This is a genomic window from Bacteroides sp. MSSM.1001136sp1_RTP21357st2_D2_RTP21359_211015, assembly GCF_040913205.1.
Lineage (GTDB): Bacteria > Bacteroidota > Bacteroidia > Bacteroidales > Bacteroidaceae > Bacteroides > Bacteroides ovatus.
In genome coordinates this window covers 92,584-113,584 of record NZ_JBDFVF010000014.1, presented here as the reverse complement: position 1 = coordinate 113,584, position 21,001 = coordinate 92,584, and the positions used below count along the sequence as shown (strand labels likewise).

Annotated in this window: 11 protein-coding genes; 3 read left to right on the top strand and 8 right to left on the bottom strand. The window is 42.1% G+C overall.

Annotation, left to right across the window (positions count from 1 at the left end; genetic code table 11):
• Positions 1–149 precede the first annotated feature (149 nt).
• From secA to AB5217_RS10980, 3 genes are all read left to right on the top strand, one after another.
• Positions 150–3,467, top strand: coding sequence for a preprotein translocase subunit SecA (gene secA, locus AB5217_RS10990; RefSeq protein WP_032843175.1), 3,318 nt, complete (start codon positions 150–152; stop codon positions 3,465–3,467).
• A 174-nt stretch (positions 3,468–3,641) separates the two neighbouring features.
• Positions 3,642–4,748, top strand: coding sequence for a DUF6340 family protein (locus tag AB5217_RS10985; protein WP_032843174.1), 1,107 nt, complete (start codon positions 3,642–3,644; stop codon positions 4,746–4,748).
• 61 nt (positions 4,749–4,809) lie between these two features.
• Positions 4,810–5,256: a hypothetical protein gene (locus AB5217_RS10980; RefSeq protein WP_004301870.1), complete on the top strand. Its 447-nt coding sequence runs from the start codon at positions 4,810–4,812 to the stop codon at positions 5,254–5,256.
• A 137-nt stretch (positions 5,257–5,393) separates the two neighbouring features.
• Here AB5217_RS10980 and AB5217_RS10975 read toward each other — a convergent pair whose 3' ends face one another.
• The 8 genes from AB5217_RS10975 to AB5217_RS10940 all read right to left on the bottom strand — a co-directional run bounded on the left by AB5217_RS10975 (position 5,394) and on the right by AB5217_RS10940 (position 21,000).
• Positions 5,394–7,406, bottom strand: a complete 2,013-nt coding sequence (locus tag AB5217_RS10975) for a DUF5689 domain-containing protein (protein WP_032843173.1) — start codon at positions 7,404–7,406, stop codon at positions 5,394–5,396.
• Complete coding sequence (locus AB5217_RS10970) at positions 7,406–8,674, bottom strand: ComEC/Rec2 family competence protein (protein WP_032843172.1); 1,269 nt, start codon at positions 8,672–8,674, stop codon at positions 7,406–7,408. Before AB5217_RS10970 ends, AB5217_RS10975 begins: the two co-directional genes overlap by 1 nt.
• Positions 8,675–8,696: 22 nt before the next feature.
• On the bottom strand, positions 8,697–10,448 hold the full coding sequence (locus tag AB5217_RS10965; protein WP_004301867.1) for a RagB/SusD family nutrient uptake outer membrane protein: 1,752 nt from the start codon (positions 10,446–10,448) through the stop codon (positions 8,697–8,699).
• A 31-nt stretch (positions 10,449–10,479) separates the two neighbouring features.
• Positions 10,480–13,695, bottom strand: coding sequence for a SusC/RagA family TonB-linked outer membrane protein (locus AB5217_RS10960; RefSeq protein ID WP_070782600.1), 3,216 nt, complete (start codon positions 13,693–13,695; stop codon positions 10,480–10,482).
• A gap of 112 nt (positions 13,696–13,807) precedes the next feature.
• Positions 13,808–14,842, bottom strand: coding sequence for a FecR family protein (locus AB5217_RS10955; protein WP_032843167.1), 1,035 nt, complete (start codon positions 14,840–14,842; stop codon positions 13,808–13,810).
• 126 nt (positions 14,843–14,968) lie between these two features.
• Complete coding sequence (locus tag AB5217_RS10950; protein ID WP_004304646.1) at positions 14,969–15,532, bottom strand: RNA polymerase sigma-70 factor; 564 nt, start codon at positions 15,530–15,532, stop codon at positions 14,969–14,971.
• 168 nt (positions 15,533–15,700) lie between these two features.
• Positions 15,701–17,833: an alpha-N-acetylglucosaminidase gene (locus AB5217_RS10945; protein ID WP_032843166.1), complete on the bottom strand. Its 2,133-nt coding sequence runs from the start codon at positions 17,831–17,833 to the stop codon at positions 15,701–15,703.
• A gap of 8 nt (positions 17,834–17,841) precedes the next feature.
• The gene (locus AB5217_RS10940; RefSeq protein ID WP_050486488.1) at positions 17,842–21,000 is read right to left on the bottom strand and encodes a hypothetical protein; all 3,159 of its coding nucleotides are present in this window, start codon (positions 20,998–21,000) and stop codon (positions 17,842–17,844) included.
• Position 21,001: the final 1 nt, after the last annotated feature.

Genomic DNA, 21,001 nt, shown 5'->3' with positions numbered 1-21,001 from the left:
TTAATGTAACTTTGCGGAGATTATTCGTCACATAATCGATCGATTCACACAGATTTCTTTCTTGAATCTGTGTGCGGAATGAGAAAATCTATCCGGATGAATGTGGCCTGCAATAAGAAAAAGATAAATAATAAACTAAATAATATAACATGGGATTTAATGAATTTTTAAGCTCGGTTTTCGGAAACAAATCCACACGAGACATGAAAGAAATCAAGCCCTGGGTGGAAAAAATCAAAGCTGCTTACCCGGAGATTGAAAAACTAGACAACGACGCCCTCCGTGCCAAAACGGAAGAACTCAAAAAATATATCCATGAATCGGCTACTGCTGAACGTGCGAAGGTGGAAGAGTTGAAGGCAAGCATTGAAACTCTCGAACTGGAAGACCGCGAAGAAGTCTTCGCACAAATCGATAAGACAGAAAAAGAAATTCTGGAAAAATATGAAAAAGCACTGGACGAAGTACTGCCTGTTGCTTTTTCTATCGTAAAGGCTACTGCCAAACGTTTTACAGAAAATGAAGAAATCGTCGTAACGGCTACCGACTTCGACCGTCAACTGGCTGCTACAAAAGATTTCGTACGCATCGAAGGCGACAAGGCCATCTATCAGAATCACTGGGTAGCCGGTGGTAACGATACATTGTGGAACATGGTTCACTACGATGTACAGCTCTTTGGTGGTGTCGTTCTGCATAAAGGTAAGATTGCGGAAATGGCAACCGGTGAAGGTAAAACATTGGTGGCTACACTCCCGGTATTCCTCAACGCATTGACCGGAAACGGCGTACACGTAGTTACCGTGAATGATTACCTCGCCAAACGTGACTCCGAATGGATGGGTCCTCTTTACATGTTCCACGGTTTAAGCGTAGATTGTATCGACCGTCATCAGCCGAACTCCGACGCACGTCGTCAGGCGTATCTGGCGGATATTACTTTCGGTACAAACAACGAATTCGGTTTCGACTATCTGCGTGACAACATGGCTATCAGCCCGAAAGACCTTGTACAACGTCAGCACAATTATGCCATCGTCGATGAGGTCGACTCGGTATTGATTGACGACGCACGTACTCCGTTGATTATCTCCGGTCCTGTACCTAAAGGCGATGACCAGTTGTTCGAGCAACTCCGTCCGCTAGTGGAACGTCTGGTAGAAGCACAAAAGGTACTGGCTACCAAATATCTTTCCGAAGCAAAAAAACTGATCGCATCCAACGATAAGAAAGAGGTGGAAGAAGGATTCCTCGCTCTATACCGCAGCCATAAAGCATTGCCGAAAAACAAACCGTTGATTAAGTTCCTTAGTGAACAGGGGATCAAGGCAGGTATGCTCAAGACGGAAGAGATCTACATGGAACAGAACAACAAGCGTATGCATGAAGTGACTGATCCGCTGTACTTCGTAATCGACGAAAAACTAAATAGCGTAGACCTGACTGATAAGGGTGTAGACCTGATTACCGGTAACTCTGAAGACCCGACATTGTTCGTGCTTCCGGATATCGCCGGACAACTTTCAGAATTGGAAAACCTGAATCTGACCAACGAGCAACTGCTTGAAAAGAAGGATGAGTTATTGACTAACTATGCCATCAAATCGGAACGTGTACACACCATCAATCAGCTGTTGAAGGCTTACACGATGTTCGAAAAAGACGATGAATACGTAGTAATCGACGGTCAGGTGAAGATTGTAGACGAACAGACCGGTCGTATTATGGAAGGTCGTCGTTACTCTGACGGATTGCACCAGGCTATCGAAGCTAAGGAACGTGTGAAAGTGGAAGCTGCTACACAGACCTTCGCTACCATTACTTTGCAGAACTACTTCCGTATGTATCACAAACTATCCGGTATGACCGGTACTGCTGAAACGGAAGCAGGCGAACTTTGGGACATCTATAAATTGGACGTAGTCGTTATCCCGACCAACCGTCCGATCTCCCGTAAGGATATGAACGACCGCGTTTACAAGACGAAACGCGAAAAGTATAAAGCTGTTATCGAGGAAATCGAAAAATTGGTTCAAGCAGGACGTCCGGTATTGGTGGGTACTACTTCGGTAGAAATCTCCGAAATGTTGAGCAAGATGCTTACCATGCGTAAGATTGAGCACAAGGTATTGAACGCCAAACTGCACCAGAAAGAAGCGGACATCGTTGCTACCGCCGGTTTAAGCGGAACAGTAACCATTGCTACCAATATGGCTGGTCGTGGTACCGACATCAAGTTAAGTCCGGAAGTGAAGGCTGCGGGCGGTTTGGCAATTATCGGTACGGAACGTCACGAATCCCGTCGTGTAGACCGCCAGTTGCGTGGTCGTGCAGGACGTCAGGGTGACCCGGGTTCTTCTGTATTCTTCGTATCACTGGAAGACGATTTGATGCGTCTGTTCTCTTCTGACCGTATTGCCAGTGTAATGGACAAGCTCGGTTTCCAGGAAGGCGAAATGATCGAACACAAGATGATTTCCAACTCCATCGAACGTGCACAGAAGAAAGTGGAAGAAAACAACTTCGGTATTCGTAAACGTCTGTTGGAATATGACGACGTAATGAACAAGCAACGTACAGTGGTTTACACCAAACGTCGCCACGCTTTGATGGGTGAACGTATCGGTATGGACATCGTGAACATGATCTGGGACCGTTGTGCCAATGCTATCGAAAACAATGATTATGAAGGCTGCCAAATGGAACTGCTTCAGACATTAGCAATGGAAACTCCGTTCACTGAAGAAGAATTCCGTAACGAGAAAAAAGAAAAGTTGGCCGAAAAGACTTTCAACATTGCGATGGATAACTTCAAACGCAAAACTGAACGTCTGGCACAGATCGCTAACCCGGTTATCAAACAAGTATATGAAAACCAGGGACACATGTACGAAAACATCCTGATTCCTATTACAGACGGTAAACGGATGTATAATATCTCTTGTAACCTGAAAGCGGCTTACGAATCGGAATCTAAAGAAGTGGTGAAGTCGTTCGAGAAATCAATCTTGCTCCACGTAATCGACGAAGCATGGAAAGAAAACTTGCGCGAACTGGACGAACTGAAACATTCCGTACAGAATGCAAGCTACGAGCAGAAAGACCCGCTATTGATTTATAAACTGGAATCTGTGACTTTGTTCGACGCTATGGTGAACAAGATCAATAACCAGACTATATCTATTTTGATGCGTGGACAAATTCCTGTACAGGAAGCTCCGGATGAATCAGCTGCACGCCGTGTAGAAGTGCGTCAGGCTGCTCCCGAACAACGCCAGGATATGAGCAAGTATCGCGAAAACAAAGAAAATTTGAGTGATCCGAACCAGCAGGCTGCTGCAAGTCAGGATACTCGTGAACAGCAGAAACGTGAACCGATTCGTGCAGAGAAGACAGTAGGTCGTAACGATCCTTGTCCATGCGGAAGCGGGAAAAAGTATAAAAACTGCCACGGAAAGAACCTTTGATTAATTAATAATTAAAAATTAAAGGTTGGAAATTGTAGGGTAATGTGCTTTATGGCATAGTCTCTCTATATTCAACTTATAAAAGAAAGTCTCAAACGGTTAAAAACTGTTTGAGACTTTCTTTTATTCTTCCAAAGTTGTACTTTTGTTCAAATTACTAAATAGAACAAAACTATGGCAAAATCTTATTCACTGGTTTTCATCGTTTTATTCCTGCTGACTCTGGGTAGCTGTCAGAGTCTGGAACAGATCCCCATTGATTATCTGCAACCTGCCGACTTGAGCTTTCCTCCGCAACTCCGGAAAGTAGCTATTGTGAATAACACCAGCGACGCCCCGGATAATAAACTGATAACAGAGACTGAAAAAATTAAAGAAGGTACACCATTGATAAGTCGTGCAACGGCTTATGCCAATGGAGATCCTAAGGCAGCCACTGAATCACTGGCAGAAGAAATTGCACAGCAGAACTACTTCGATGAGGTGGTTATCTGTGATTCTGCCTTACGCGCCAATGATAAACTGGCCCGCGAAAGTACATTGAGCCAGGAGGAAGTGCGTCAACTGGCTTCTAACTTGGGAGTGGACTTTATTATTGCGCTGGAAAACCTACAACTCAAAGCAACAAAGACTGTCCGCTATCTGGATGAGTTCAACTGCTTTCAAGGAGCGGTAGACGTGAAAGTTTATCCCACGGTGAAAGTTTATCTTCCCGAACGTAGCAGACCGATGACTACGCTCCATCCTAATGATAGCATTTTTTGGGAGGAGTTTGGAGGTACAGCCATAGAAGCCGCCACTCGCATGATTCCCGACAAGCAGATGCTGGAAGAAGCGGCAGCATTCGCGGGAACGGTTCCGGTGAAAAATATTGTCCCTATTTGGAAAAAAGGAACACGGTATCTTTATACTGGTGGTTCGGTTCCTATGCGTGACGCTGCCATTTATGTACGCGAAAATTCATGGGACGACGCATACGAACTTTGGCGTCAGGCTTTCGAAGGTACCAAGAACCAAAAGAAAAAAATGCGGGCAGCTCTCAACATTGCTGTTTACTACGAAATGAAAGATAGTTTGGCTAAAGCAGAAGAATGGGCAGAAAAGGCACAACAACTAGCTAAAAAAATAGATAAAAAGAACATCACAGATAGCCCTCAAGCTACCATTGATGATGTGCCGAATTATTATCTTACTACTTTGTATTTAGCTGAACTAAAGGAGAGAAATGCTCAATTACCCAAGTTAAAATTGCAAATGAGCCGATTTAATGATGATTTTTAAGGAAATTGTGTATCAAATCTTATTTTTTTTATACCTTTGAACTTATAAAAAGAAGGAACCCATGAAATTGAGCCAACAATCATTATCTATTATCGAATCGGCTATCCAAAAGGCAGTCGCTAAATATGTATGTAGCTGTGAACAAACAGTTGTAACCGATATCCATCTCCAACCGGATCAGGCATCGGGACAACTTAATATTTACAACGATGATGATGAAGAACTGGCAAACATCATGATCGAAGAATGGGCTACTTATGAAGGGGATGATTTCCTTGAAAACGTGGAACCTTCTCTTCGCAACATTCTTTGCAGAATGAAGGATGCCGGAGATTTCGACAAAGTGACTATTCTGAAACCTTATTCTTTCGTTTTGGTAGATGAAGAGAAAGAAACCGTAGCAGAATTGCTGTTGATTGACGACGATACCATACTGGTGAATGATGAATTGCTGAAAGGGTTGGATAAGGAGTTGGACGACTTCTTAAAGGATTTGTTGGAAAAATAAAGAAGAATTTTTGGAGAAATAAGATATCGTTCTTTTTGAATAGAGATCGTTCAAGATCCACATATAAAAAGATAATCGGAAGCAATCAGGATATGTCCTTTATTGCTTCCGATTATTTTATATATATTCCCTATTGATTATTTGTTGTATTTGATTGAGATATTAGCAAGTCTAAGCGGCATGAAGCTGGATACCCCTGCCGGGAGTCTGACCGGTCGCAATCTGATGCAAATATTATCACGGTTCAATAAGGCATCCGGCAACTTAAAGTCATAGACTTTATAACCAGGAATGTTCTTCTCCGTCTGTCCACCTGCAGCCGTTCTATCAAACTGTCCCAGAATGGTAAACTCTGAATTATCTACTTTAATCCATTCACCATTCATCGAATAAGCATATTCAACCACTGCAACAGGGCCACCTCCCCAACTTGCATTCATTTCAACCTGAAGAGACAAGGATGTAGAAATACCTACTGTCGATATTTTGTCTACGTAGAAATATGAACTTGTAGACCACGGTTTACTATTAAAAGCACCGCCTCGCATACGACCATAGTATCCATCGGTCGTGTTAAGGTTAACATCTCCTCTGAAATCATCCTGGAATCCCAGAATGTAGTCTGCATAGGTTTGCTGGAAATATTTATTTCCGTCTTTGCTAAGAAGAGCATTCGCCTGCGATGCCTCGCCACCCGTAGGATGGTAATCCGTAAAAGTAGAAGAGCCTATTTCTTTCCAATCGGGTACATTACAATCCCATTCTACAAGCACAGAAGTGATCTCGTTTATATCACTGATGTTAATATCTTCTCTGTTAAGCGGAAGAATACATAACCGGCTTTCAGAGATGTCGAAATTTGTAAGTTTCACTTTCGCCACCATTCCTGTTATGCTTCCCGAACCTTTAGGAAGTGTTTCGTGAGCATAAGGAGCTTCAAACGCAGTAAGCATATATGTATTAGAACCGTTTTTATCTCTTATACAGGTCGGATAGTATCTGTAATATGCAGGGAACTTTTCTACCCAATAGTTTTTATTAATCTTACGATCGGCAGCTCCCGGGTCAGTAGTCTTGAAATTAGTGAATGCACCTACCGGAGATGCAATCTCGACATCTTTCAGGGTCACAAGACTAAATACCATATTATCCGTAAGTTCAGCAATCGTTCTTTCAGGAATTGTGAAGGTAGAAAGTTCCGAGCTGATTACGTGGGCAGCAGTGATACCGCTAATCAGTCTATAAGTAAAGCTACCCTCTGATTCTTCTCTTATCATTCCATCTTTCAGACACAATGACACTTTGGCAAATTGTGCAAACGTAATTAAAGATTCGGACTCAAACACAACTGTCTCTCCTGCCTCATTCTGAATGACATAGCGATTGCTCGGGAAGTTCTTCGAAGTGCCATTGGCTACGATGGTTCCTTCAACATATACATTGTTAGTAATTCCACCGACAGCATAACCATGTACGGTTGGATAACTGACAAGTTCCGCATTCGCATATTCAGAATATGCTTGCGAGAGATTAATGGTAGCCGTGACCTTACGCTGGTACTGATCGTCATAACTCAACACAATACTTCCTGTACGGGGTGATTGCGAATTTGTTTCCGTATTAAAATAAAGCTTTCCATCACTTATCCTATACTCCTGCACCCAGTTCACCGTTGGCGTAATAACGATATCCGTTTCGGGCACATTGGTAGAGATTTCCATTTCATATTCACCTCCTTTAGTAAACAGCTCCATCTTATCACTGGCAGGAACAATAAATGGATAACGGGATAATTGTTTTATCTTGATTACATCCGCAGTCTTACCATCTTTCGTAAACACACGAATATCACAGAAACGTTCGGAATCACTGATATTCTCATCATAAGTCACAGTGAAATAAGTTCTTGATGACTGGGCTCCACGTATATCCGTAGAGAACCAGGTTGATTCTACAAAATCAATTCGCCACTCGGTATTGGACTTCACCTCCACCTGAACCGGATCACCTTCCGCCTGAAGAATAATCTCATTATTTGTTATTTCCAATATACCGGCTTCATGTTCGTCAGAGCATGACGGAAACATTATGATTGCCATCACAGCCAGAAAAGCTGTCCAGGCTATTGACTCTTTAATTTTCATGTTCATCAATTATTAGATTTAATCTCACCTGTTTTATATAGTATCTCATAAGCTTCATTCCGATCATTTAATACAAAGATCTGAAACTTCTCTCCACCCGGATAAACACGCGTAACAACATGTCCGGCAGGCTTTATCTTCAAGCCGTCTTCACCCAGTCTGCTCCTGTTACTGTCTACCATACCGGCAGCAAAAACCGACCGTTCACCAGGATAAAGAGTTTGAGACAGCATCCGGCTCAACGTTGCCGGTTGAGGGTGATAGTAATCCCATACGGGAATTACATAGACTTGTGGTTTCACTTGGGAAATGTAGGTATCGCACATAGCATCAGAATAAGCGTGATGATTGGCAACAACCACATCCGTCTCACCGAGTAATTTGGCTATCGGCGTTTCTATATCAAACCATTCCGGTGCTTTTTCTACGCCCAGAATATCTCCTGCCGAAAAATAATCGAAATTACCGTATGTGATACGGATTCCACAACTGCAACGGTTTTCGTTCAACTGTTCACTTGAAGAGGCTGTAGAAGGCACAAGCTCTTTGGCTGTTGTTCCGCTACCTGTCCAAATTTTACCATTACCCACGATATTACGTACTTCGAATGTAGGATAAGAGCCCGGATCTTTCAAGAGTTTGATCTGACTATTGCTTCCTATTACAAATCCCTCATTCTTTTTACCTTCCCTGTCACGAGCGGCAACATATAATTTATAGTTTGAGATATGAGCACCAGAGACTTTAGCTGCTGTCGGATAATCATAAGTAGGATAACCACGATCTATCAAAGTGGAAATATTGAGAAGATTACCAACATGAGTGATTCCGGTAAGTTTGTAATCCAGTCCTACTTTTTCGATTGCCAGTTTTCCATTCTGTCCGATATGGTCCGTATCAAAGTGAGTGAGCAAGGCATAATCAAGTGCTCCGTTATTTTTTAATGGCAATGAGAAATGTTTTATATATTGAGCAATCCATTCGGCAGGCCGCTTAGAATCATTAGGCACTGCTTTCATAATTTCCTGTGTGCCTGAATGTACTCCTAAATCTCCTGCATCCAATAACATGGTAGTCCCATCCGGAAAAATAAGATAGGCTGCATTACCTCTTCCGGTACTAATCTGATGAATATCCAAATAACCTGCCTGCCACTCCGGAAGGTATTCATACACTTTATCTACTGCATCATCAGGAAAAGGCTTTTCTTGTTGGCAACTTGCGAATGTAGGCAGCAACATGATGGCTCCTAAAAAAAATATCTTGCTATTCATTATATTATTCTTTAATAGTTGATTAATCGATTTGCTTCACACTATAGATACCGGCTTCTTCTTTAGTCATTTCATTGCCGCCTCCGTATCCCGGATTTTGCTTCAAGACATTGCTGACAGAAATTGACTTTTCCGGAATAGGAAAAAGCTCATAATGATCGTCGTTAGTAGGTTTATGATCCCACCAAGAACCTGTTGTATACAACCCCCAACGACGAAGATCGGTACGACGACGCTGTTCACCCAGAAACTCGACCATCCACTCATCAAGAATCCGGTACTTGTCGATATTCGTTTCGGTCACCGGATCAGGATCGGCTTTATTCTCGAAATTGCGTTTACGCACTTCATTGAAAAGATTGGCTGCTTCTTTTTTATAGCCGCTTCTATATTTACATTCAGCAAGCATATAATAGATTTCAGCAAAACGAATAACCGGATAATCCGGATTAAAAGCAATGGTTTTGTCGATATTGTCGGGAACCGGTAGTTTGCACAAACGTATTCCGGAATTCTCTTCCCCGGTACTTATATTGGAGGGAAGCTCATTCACTGAAGAATATTCTCCATCTTTCACTTTCTTGAATTGTGCCACCTGATCGACAAATTCAAGAACCTCACCCGGATATTCGTACAGTCCCGTACACTTCACCTCTGTACCACTTCTTGATGTACGCTGTAATTTTCCATAAAGGAACATTCCTTCGTATTTTCCATTCCCTTTATACAAGTACAATTTTTTACGAAGATCTTTATTGTTGAATTTGGCAAAAGGTCGCCCAAGCTTATCCGTATAGGGATCGCCATTGGGTTTAAGAGACGGCTGAAGATGCATACCATTAGTAGAAGAATAGCCGCTTAGATCAAAATAGTTCTTTGCATTATAATGATTATAGCGTTCGAACTGCCATTGAAACAAAGTGCCTTTTGCATATTGCGACTGAACAGACCACATTACTTCCTTAGATTTATTATTGTCGAAAGTGAAAGGACCGAACCAGTCTTCCTCCAATTCGTAATAACCGTATTTGCCATCTAATAGATCCTGGCAGACCTGCGCACATTCAGCAAAACGGTTCTCTCCCATGTAGACTTCCGCATTAAAATATAATTGAGCAAGAAGGGCGGCGGCAGTTCCTTGACGTAAATAGCCTTCTTCCAGCATATCTGCTCTTTTTTTCTCTAATTTGGGAATAGCGGCAAGCAACAGTTCTTCCACATAATTAAAGGTTTCGCGTGCAGTGGAACGTGGAACTTCCTCGGTAGTAGAGCGCCGGTAAATAGGCATACCCCCATAGAAATCAAGTCCCCGCAGATAAAAATAGGCAACCAATGTCTGAAGTTGCATCTGATGATCTGCTTTCAATTCTTCCGTCATGCCCAGTGATACATAATCCACACCGGATAAGTCTTCCTTACAAGCTAAAGCCATTGCCACTCCCATGCCTACCCCACGCCAGGTTTCTTCGTTGTTGGGGTGAAGAGGTGTCCAGTCGTGATGCTGCAGTTGGGAATATCTGACATCATTGTAATGTATTCCTTTTTGTGTGACACACATCTCATCTGTTGTACATTCTTGAAGAATGGCACGGTCGAATCCGTGAAACCAACGCCAATGTGTGAAAGAGCGTACCAAGAAAGAATAAACAGTTTCCTTAGACGTGAAATAAGTGTCCGGAGTGACTTCGGAATACCACTTCTCATCCAGATTTGTACAACCGGATGACACCAGAAGGGTGAGGAAGGAGATAATGATTAAAATATTTCGTCTCATATCATTTTATTAGTTTATAGGTACTTTAATATTAGAATTGGATTTTCATACCAACGGTATATCTACGAGTTTCAGGATAAATATTATTAAACCATTCATAACCAGGGTCCAGTCCGTTGACATTCACTTCCGGATTAAGTCCTGAATATTTCGTGAAACATGCCACATTCCGGACGGTCAGGTAAAGATCAATCTTATCTATATATTTCTGCCACTTTTTCATGTTAAGAGAATATCCCAGACTAATGGCGTCTATCTTTAAGAAAGTGCCGTCCTCAAGCCAGTAATCGCAAAGCTGCTTTACTTCTTTGATGTGCCGGTTGTCAATGTACGCATTGCGAAGAACGTTCTGGCCTGCTACTTCAGAAAGTCCATAGTACATATTTATGGTATTAAACACGTCGAAATCGATCCAGCTACGCAGGTTGATACCTAAAGAGAGGTTCTTGTAAGTGAAGGTATGATCCCATGATACCATCAATGCAGGAATAGCATTACCGATGTACCGCTTGTCATCATAGGTCTTCTTATCGCTAAGAATCACATTGTCGTTCTTATCATACAGAAGCCATCTTCCATTATCCGTGATACCGGCATATTTCCAGATATAATAGCTTCCGATCTTTGTTCCTGCTTCAATTCTTCCGGCTGATCCGTTCGTTCCCGGTGACGGGAATCCTACACGATCCTGGTAAGTATTATTCCCCCACAAAGAGGTAATTTTGGAAGAAGAATGGGATAGACGCATGGTAGTTGTCCAGTTAAAGTCTTTCGTTTTAACAGGCACTCCGCCAATCTCAAACTCCCATCCGGTATTCTCAAGATTACCATAATTCATGGTCGTTTTCTCGTAAACGGCGGGAGGATTGGGTACACTGATATTGTATAACATTCCGGAAACTCTTCTTTTATATATATCGAACTTTCCAAAAAGCCGGTTATTCAGAAACGCATAATCCAAACCGATGTTAAGCTCTGCTTTCTTTTCCCAATGCAAGTCATTATTGACATTACGAGCCGGTCCATAAGAAGTGATCCATGTACCGTTATAAGGCCACATTGAATTGGAGGAGTACATGGCTGTGGATGCTCCTGCAGAGAAATTGTTATTTCCCGTCACACCATAACCGACACGTACTTTGAGGTCATCAAGAAAACTGACATCATGCAGAAAGGCTTCATTGGATATACGCCATCCACCTGATACAGCCCAGAATGTTCCCCAGCGATGATTCTTTCCAAATTTGGAAGATCCCTCATGACGAACACTTCCGGTAACCATATAGCGATCTTTATAGCTATAATTCGCCCGACCAAAGAAGGAGATAAGACGTTCACGAGGATATTTGTGGGACGACATAGCCGCCTTTCCGTCAGAAAGCCAGCTACCTGTTCCCATATCCCAAGCTCCTACTCCATCCACAGGGAAATCGTAGTTAGACATATCAAAATTTTCAGAATTGTTTTCCCAATAGCTATATCCGGCCACCGCACTGACTGTATGGTCATCTGCAAAAACACGCATGAAATTAATGGTAGGTTCAAAAGAAACATTGACTGTTTTACTATATCCGTGAAATCCCTTTCCTTTATAACTTCCATTCAAAGACGTTCTGTGTAATGCGGATACATAATGCGTCTGTTGATACTGGCGATCTTCCCAGCCGAGAGTGGCTTGTGCCGAAAATCCGGCAGGCAGATTGAGCTTTACCGTAGCATCCGCCTTGAGCCATTTATCAACATTATCCGTCTGCTTGAGCATAACTTCCGCTAATGGATTGTAATATTCACTACCACCAACCAATACATTATAGCCTGTTTCACTAGTACTATCATAAACATGTTCCGTTGGATTCATCTTCAATGCCATGTCGAAACAGGAACTACTGCTCCGCTGATCCCGATGTGCTTCACGATATTCTGTATGTAAGCCTATTTCCAGCAAGTCATTGAGAAGATTAAAGTTTGCATTGATACGCCCCGAATAATCTTTACGATTATCGCCTATCGCAATACCTTTCTGATCCTGTGCCATAATAGTGGCATATATTCTGGCTGTATGTCCCCCTCCCGAAAGGGTGACAACATGGCGCTGGGAAAGTGCTCCCTCATTTAAAAGTTCACCGTACCAATCGGTAGACGCTCCCAAATCTGTTCCTACACCGAACCTCACGAAAGCATCGCGATCCAGGACCTGTGGTCTTCTGGAAACTTGTTCGGTGGACAGCTCGCCTGTATATGATAATGTGATAGGACCTTCTTTCGCTTTCTTGGTAGTCACGAGAATGACACCACCAGCTGCCCTTGTTCCGTAAATAGCACCTGCAGAGGCATCCTTCAAAACATCAATGGATTGAATATCTTCCTGACTGATAGAACGCAAATCACCACCAGGAATTCCGTCTATCACAATCAAAGGGGAAGAAGAAGCATTGATGGAAGCTACCCCACGAAGCTGGAAACTAGCAGAGGCATTCGGACTGGAGGTCTCGGAAACATTCATACCGGAGATTTTTCCTTTCAGAGCAGTCGCAATGGTAGAGCCTCCCAATCCAGTCACTAAATCTTTTGAAGATATGGAAGTAATGGAGCTGGTCACAGCACGTTTCTCCATTGTTCCATAACCGATAACGACTACTTCATCCAGCAACTGATGATCTTCTTTTAATACCAAAGACAAGCTTGTCCGATTTCCCACCTTTACTTCAAGAGACTGAAAACCGATATATGAAATCAGTAATACAGCATTTGACGCAACTGACAGGTTAAATTTTCCATCCAAATCAGAAACTGTACCTTTCCCGACCACTCCTTTCTCCTGAATACTGGCACCAATCACCGGATCTCCATTCGTATCTACAATCACTCCTTGTATCTTTTTCGAAGTTGCTTCCGTTTGCTCTTGTTTTACCGGTACGGGAACCAGAACGATATACCCTTTTTCTATCTTGTAAGTAAACCCCGTTCCCGCGAGCAACTTATCCAAAACAATAGAGAGTTTTTGTTTCTTAAAATCAACACTCAATGTCCGATTCACATCTATTTTAGTCCGACTATAAGTAATGCTTAATTGAGTCTGACTTTCAATAGCATCAAAAGCTTTCAACAAAGTTATGTTTTTTCCGGCAATAGTAATCAACTGATTCTGCCCATAGATAGTACCCAAAGGGACTATAAAGAATAAGGTTAACAATAAAATACGCAAATTACTGGTATGTTTTATAGTAAAATAAGAATTAAAATTCATACTTTTGTATATTAAATGAATACTACATTTAAGGTTCACTATTTCCTAAAATTTTAAATGATAACGGTATTTATTTCGGGTTGGACAAAAGGATCAGTTTTGTCCAACCTTTTTATGGATGGGTACCTCCTTTCTTACTCTTATTCGCCGGTGAAGCAGCTGTCAGTATCACAACCTTATTGTCTGTGACCTTGCTTTCCATACCTCCGACGGTCATTGTTACAATATGAATTGCTGCTTGAAGAGGTTCGCCCTTTCTAAGCTTAATGGTATATAAATCATTTGTGTATAAATGCGGTTCTGCCTTTATTTCTACATTATAATGTCGTCCCAATGTGTTCAGAATATCCTCCAGATGGCAATCGACAAAATTCAATTCACCACGTGTCCAACCGGAAGCCATCATCACATCTATTTTTCGTTTTTCATAATTCTTAGTCAGGTGATTGTATTCAAGTTGTTCACCGGGAGTAAGAATAAAACAGCTGTCTGGTGCCAGCAGGTTATTGATTTGCACTTTTCCATTTTCAAGAGTTGTAGTCGTTTTCCTGTCTTCCGAATATGCCTGTATATTAAACTTCGTACCTAAAGCACGAACTGATAACAAAGATGTCTTGACAATAAACGGATGTTTCTTATCCTTATGGACATCAAAATTCGCCTCTCCGGAAAGATAAACAGTACGTGTATCGCCTCGAAAGCTTTTCGGGTAAATGATACTGCTCTCCGAATTGATCTGTACCTTTGTCCCATCCGGCAAAGTCAATTCTCCCCGTTCACCCATGGGAACAATATATTCTACCAATTTGCAAGAATCAGTATAATCATTTATATAATACCACGATAATAGCACTGAAAATAAGGGGATTAATATCATAGAAGCAATGCGAAGAAGTGGTTTGATTTCCCAATGCGGTTTTATTACCGGATTTGCAAGTCCCGCTTTACGCCGGACCTCATACCATGAACGCCGGGTGGCCTCATCAGGTTCAGCGATGATATTCATCCACTCTTCCTGTATAGCTTCTTCTTTATCTTCTGCATCAGCAGGAGAAACCAGCCAACGCCAAAACTTCATCTGCAAGGAGTTTTGCAGGGGATGGCGAACAAAAAAATGTATTAGTTCTGATATGCTTTTCTTCTTCATGATTTTATCCGTTTATTAATAAGATGCACGAGATAGAATACACACACAGTCTAAAAGCTATTTTTTCTACTTTTTTTGAGAAAGGAGAATAAAAGAAGAGTTTTTGTCAATAGAAAGTGGTTTTATTTAGAAAAGATAAAAGTGCTTCAGCATCTTGCGGATATCAGCCAATGCTTGTGTGAGATGGTTTTCTACAGTCCGTTTGTTTATTGCAAGCAGTTGCGCTATCTCATCATTGTTTTTACCTTCTTTACGGCTCATCTCATAAATTCTTTTTCGTTGGGCGGGCATTTGCTCTACCGTATGCTGTATCAATAGCAGTAATTCTTCGGCAAACATATTTTCTTCGATGTTTCCCGCACCCTCATTCTGCTGACGGGAAAGATTCTCCTGTTGCTTTTCTCCATATTCATTCACCAAAAGTATATGTCGTAAATGCTGGTACACAGCATTCCGGGAAGTCCGATAAAGGTAGGCATTCAGATTTTCGATTTTTGCCATCTCCTCACGCTTCTGCCATAGTTTGAGGAGAATATCTTGTGCAAAGTCCTCGGCCGTTATATCATCCTGAAGCAAACCGGATATAAAACGTTTCACTCTCGGGAAATAACGCATAAACAAAACCTCAAAAGCTTTCTCATCTCCTCGTGACAAAGCTCTCAACAGTATTTGCTCTTCTGTAAATTCCATTTGCAACTATTGTGTTTAAGTATTAGTTGCAGCAAATATAAGAATTTTCCTATTAGCAATGAAATTAGAAATTCTTTATGAAAGGGTTCTAAGACAAATATAGCCGGATAATATTTCATACCCGGCTATATATTACGTGCATATTACTTATATATCACTTGCTTTTATTTAGTTCTTCAATGTCTGTGCCTTACTCTTCTCTGCCCAGGCTTTCTCCATCCCATAGAAGTTTATTTCCTGTCCTGCAGGCTTCCCATCCAGCTCCGCCTGTTTCTGCTCAAAGAAGGCTTTCCAACGCTGATAATACAAGTCTTTCAAAAGTCCACTCCATTCCCGATGCGAATAATCATGTAGTCCGCCTTGATTGGCAGCAATGCTATCTCCCCAGACTGTGATTAATGCGGAAGCATTCCATTCGTACAATCGCTTTTCTTCTTCTGTAGTTCCCAGAGAACGAGCTGCATTCAACCAAGAGGAAACGGAAAATTCTTTCCGGGTAGATAACAAACGATCTTGCGCCAATATCAAGTCCAGGAATTGCTGTGTTTGTTTGCGGAAATCCTCTTTGTCCTTTCGGTCATAGCTCTGTGATATTTCTTCAAGTAACACATTTCCTTTATCGGCATTACTCTGACGTACGATGTCTACCAAGTCATACTCAAAATTGTTGTTTCCTTTATACTGGTCGGCAACGGAAGTAAATAGCCGGGCTGCCTTTGCAGTAGAATCGGGAGCATAAAATAGTTTGGAATATCCCCAAGTGGAAGTTCTGTCCAGATGGAAACCCGGACGGGCACATAACAAAGACTCAATGGTTCCTTCACCCTGATAATCTTTCGGAGCATTGTAAACGGTGTGTTCCAATGCACGCCAAGCCTCCATTATTTCCGGTGAAACTTCTCTGCCATAACGAGCTTTCAAGTAAGCCTGCAACCATTCATCGGAAGAAAAGCGTTCTTCACGCCAAGGAAGTTCGTAAAGGAGTTCGAACATCACCGGATTATTCTCTATGCCCTCCGGGGTTGCTCCTACTCCATGCAAAGTTTTCCCGTTAGTGTGTGCACAAGCATCATAATACCCGTTCACCAGCTGATTCATCCGGCCGTGCAAACCAACATTACCTCCAAAATTCAGCAACATACAATAAAGCCAATCGTGTTTGCCAAAGCCCTTTTCCCGATACCACATGGAATCCGGATCTCCCCATTGGGGACGTTTCTCACTATATAAATCTAAAACGAGCAAATCTCCCTGATTAAGAGAAGCAATCATTTCTTCCCGAGGATTCGCCTGCCAGGCCTGAATGATCCAAACAGCCTTCGTATTGGCTTTCTTCATGGCTGCCATAATAGAAGCACCGGTTTTCGCCAAGTCGACTCCTTCCGTGTTACCTCCCTCATGGAATGGATCCATGCTATAATAGTTGGCTTTTCCATAGAGTTTCTCCAATTCCTCATAATACATAGCGGCAAAAGAATCGAAGTGTTCATCTTCCGTAGAAAGGAAAGCCGGACGGGGGAATCCGCACCATTTACCGGGATCAGCAATCTGATAACCTAGCTTTTCACCAATGTTACGGGGAACCATTCCAGCATATCCGGGGAATACGGGTTCAATACCCAACTCCCGCATTCGGGCTACAATCTTCTTCTGAAGCGCTTCTTGTTGCTGATACCAGCTATCGGGATTCGGTCCACCCCAACCCTCCAGATTATTCATTTGCCACCAAGCCATAAAGGCCGGGCCGGAAATAAATTCATTGACTTCTTCTGTTGTGTATCCCAAACGTTTCAGCAAATTGTACCAGACCACCTCCATTCCGGTGATGCTCAAAGGCATATTGATGCCATGCATTGCCATCCAATCTATTTCTTTTTCCCAACGCTCCCAATCCCAGAAAGCCATGGAATAAGAATAGGTGCAATAGTTCAGATAATATCTGTTCTGCATGGATGTCTCCTTACGTATCTTTTCTTGTGGAAGCGGTAGCACTTCCGGTAACTTCTGCGAAAGATTATTCCAGGAAAGATGAATACCGGCTACATATTTCAGATACCAGTTCAACCCTGTAGCCAGAGACAAATCAGAGTTTCCGGTTATCAGCACTTTACCGTCTTCAGAAGATATTTCAAAATAATCTTTTAACGGATTGTTTTCATCAGCAATCATCCGAAAAAGAATTCGATCTTTCGAAGTACCCTCCGTCACACGATCTGCCAATGTATTGACAGGCAACTGTTCGGTTTGGCAGCTACACAAAAGGCCTGCAAGTAAAAGAATGTAAACCCAAATTTTCAGCATATTCTATTCTAATTTAAATTATCTGTTGTTACATCATTGTTATCTATTTTCAAAGTAGAAACTCCTGAATTCGTAATCGCATATTCCAAAACTTCTCCAGAAATACTATTAAAGACTCTCAAAGTATCCATTCCTGTTGTCTGTACCATTATCATCCACCCTTCCCCGTCTTTCTCGATAGAAAGAATATCCGTTGTATTGGATAATGGTAGAACAGCCAGTCCACAAGCTATGTGAAGCGTTTCCAACTGATAAGGACGTACATTCACCGAAAAATGTTTATTACCTAACATCAATTCAGCCTGATGCATCTTCTGACCGGAAGCCCAATCTATGTTCAAAAAATAAATAGTCCTCTTAAGCGGAGTATCCCAAACTGTAAAACTAACCTTCTGGTCTACTTTAGCATAACCTTTCGCCACTTCATTCACAACTTCTGCCTCAGCCAGTTCATGCAGAGTTTTCTCATAGTCAGCACGAATACCAGATTCAGATGGATAAAGAACTTGAGGATAGTAAATCACCCGTCCTTTTCCCCTGTCGATTTCTGTTTTAGACTTCAATGAACGATAATTATCTCCCAATAACAGACAGATCTCCTGATCATTTTCTGGAAAAGCCGGAACTTCGTCCGGCTGCAAATTCTTATTCAAGTGAGCAGCAGACAACACCAGTGTCCCTCCTTGTTCTACAAAGCGACGGATTCTACGAAAGTCATCTGCATGAAATGTATTCCATCCTAGAAAAACAAGTACACGATATTGCTGCATCACCCGGTCATCCGCTTCAATAGGCAAAATATCCACGGAACCATAAGGGGTTAAAGTAAACCATCCTTCGGGAGCACACGCATCCAAGATATTATCCGGATAAAACACATGCAATAGATCAAAACTTTCATTCACCTTGTCAAATTGCCATTTCTCACCCTTTTGTGACCACATAGAAGTGCGTCCAAAACACTTCCAGGAGCAATTACGCCCTTGCAATACAGCTATATTCGTCTTCAACTTTCCTAAACGAGAATGAGTTTCAATATAATCAAGCATCTGATTTTGAGCATATTGATGTTGTTTCCCAGACTCCGAATAACGGTCATTGGCATATTCATCCGTCCACAACGCTTCTTCTGTATTCAGATGTGAAGAACCGTGCATATAAGCTGTAGCCAGAGACAAATATAAACGCAAGGCATGTTCGGGGGTAGTGAATGGAGACGAGCCCCATTGCATAGCATGCAGCGAACCGTAATCCTGCTTTCCATACGCACGGGAAGCTCCACGCAATGCTGACATAATTGTCTCTTCCGGTCCATACATCTGTTCCGCTCCAGCCCATTGATAACCGGCCTGAAAGAGATAACGGAACATAGTAGACGGCCCCGTATGCCGTATACTCTCCCCTCGTGAACCCGCCAAATGACGTACAAAAGTTTCTGCTCCATCTGCCATATCTTTTACTCCATACGGATCGTAGTGCACAAACTTGCCCTTATCCGTATAGATAGGTCGATGTTTGGCGAAGATTCCACCAAGCGGCAAATAACGGGCTCGTATATCCGTAAACAAGCCTTCATCCTGAAAATGCTGCCAGTAATAGTAACCTCCGTCATTTTCATGTGCCTGCTTTCCTTTAAACATCGGAGAATATAGCAATGACAAAGAAGGGTTTATTCCTCCACCGGCTAACGTACGTCCTTCCACTTGCCATGCAAAAGGCACACTCATCTCATTTAGCAGCTGAAAATAACGAGACATCACTTTATCGTCTACCTGACGGAACCCACTCCACTGATATGAAGGACGAAACTGGTACCAATTACCGAGGCGTGACTTAAAATACCATTTAAAGAAGTAATCATACACCGCAGGAACCTTATCGATATAAATTTCATCTCCTGAAGAAAGATAAACCCGTTGACCCTGACGATGTAAAATGGATGAGATACAAACTGTTCTCTCTTCTTTTCCATCTGATACAGTAACCGGAATATCCGTACCCACCTCACATGCACGCAGACGGAGTACATATAGGCCAGTATCTGTGAAATACAGTGATTGCGGCAACCATTCATAATGTCCATTAGAAGTTAAGACCAATTCTATCCCGGGTTTGTTGATTTCAATCAATACTCCGGCTGTATCACCTATAGCAACGTAATGTGGTAAACTAACGATTTCAAAATCATTGGCACTCTCCTCTATTATTTCCATCGAAATCATTTCATAAGGTACATGGCCCTTGTGGGCTTCATCTTTCAATATTAGAGTTATCTTCCCTTTTTCCGGAAGATTGTCCGGCAATGGAATATAAAAATCTGCCACATTAGAAGCACGGTCAAAAACCTTTCCGTTGAATATTCCTTTTCCATCAAACTTCAGACTCCAGACCGGCCAACATTTACTTACCAAATTAACTCCTACCCAATAATTAACTTTATCCGGACGTTGATCATAAGGCGTAAAAGCTAAATTATCTATGGTGTTTCCCGCTGATCTTATAATCGGTGCCTCCAACCAGCAAAGTCCAGAAAAGCTCTTTCCTCCTACTTTCAGCAATACGGTAGCAGGTTCCTCGGTAAGAGTGAAAGCATACTTAAATTTCTTATATGAATAAGTACCTGACGGGAGAACAGTTACCAACACTGTATCTGGAACATCATAAATATCCTGCGGATTTCTTCCAGGTTTCGGATAATACACTTGTAATTCTACTCCCACATAACCATCCTCAAACAGTTGTAGATTTTCCGACTGGGCGTATACTTCCATTTCCAGTCGTCCCGCTCCAAGTCGTTCACCTGCTATCCTGTTATAAGCACATTGTTCAAAAGATTCTCCCTCTGACTGCAGACAGAGGGCATAACGGTCTCTCTTTGTCTGCAATGAGTCCAGACAGTCGTCTATTTGATATTCCATATCACGAAACAGTGTCTCTCCCCGTTCCTTAAAACGTCCGGGCAACTGTCCGCCACCAACTATGCGCAAATACTTCCGGGTATTTTCATTTTGAGAACAATGAAAAGTAACGTCAGCAGAAACTGAGTCTCCAACTTGAATCACCCGTTTCCCACTCATTAATACTTGTCGTGTCTCATGTTGAAACTGAGCATATCCCATTCCAGCACTACCCAACAACCAAGTCCAAATCACAATCCATCTATACATA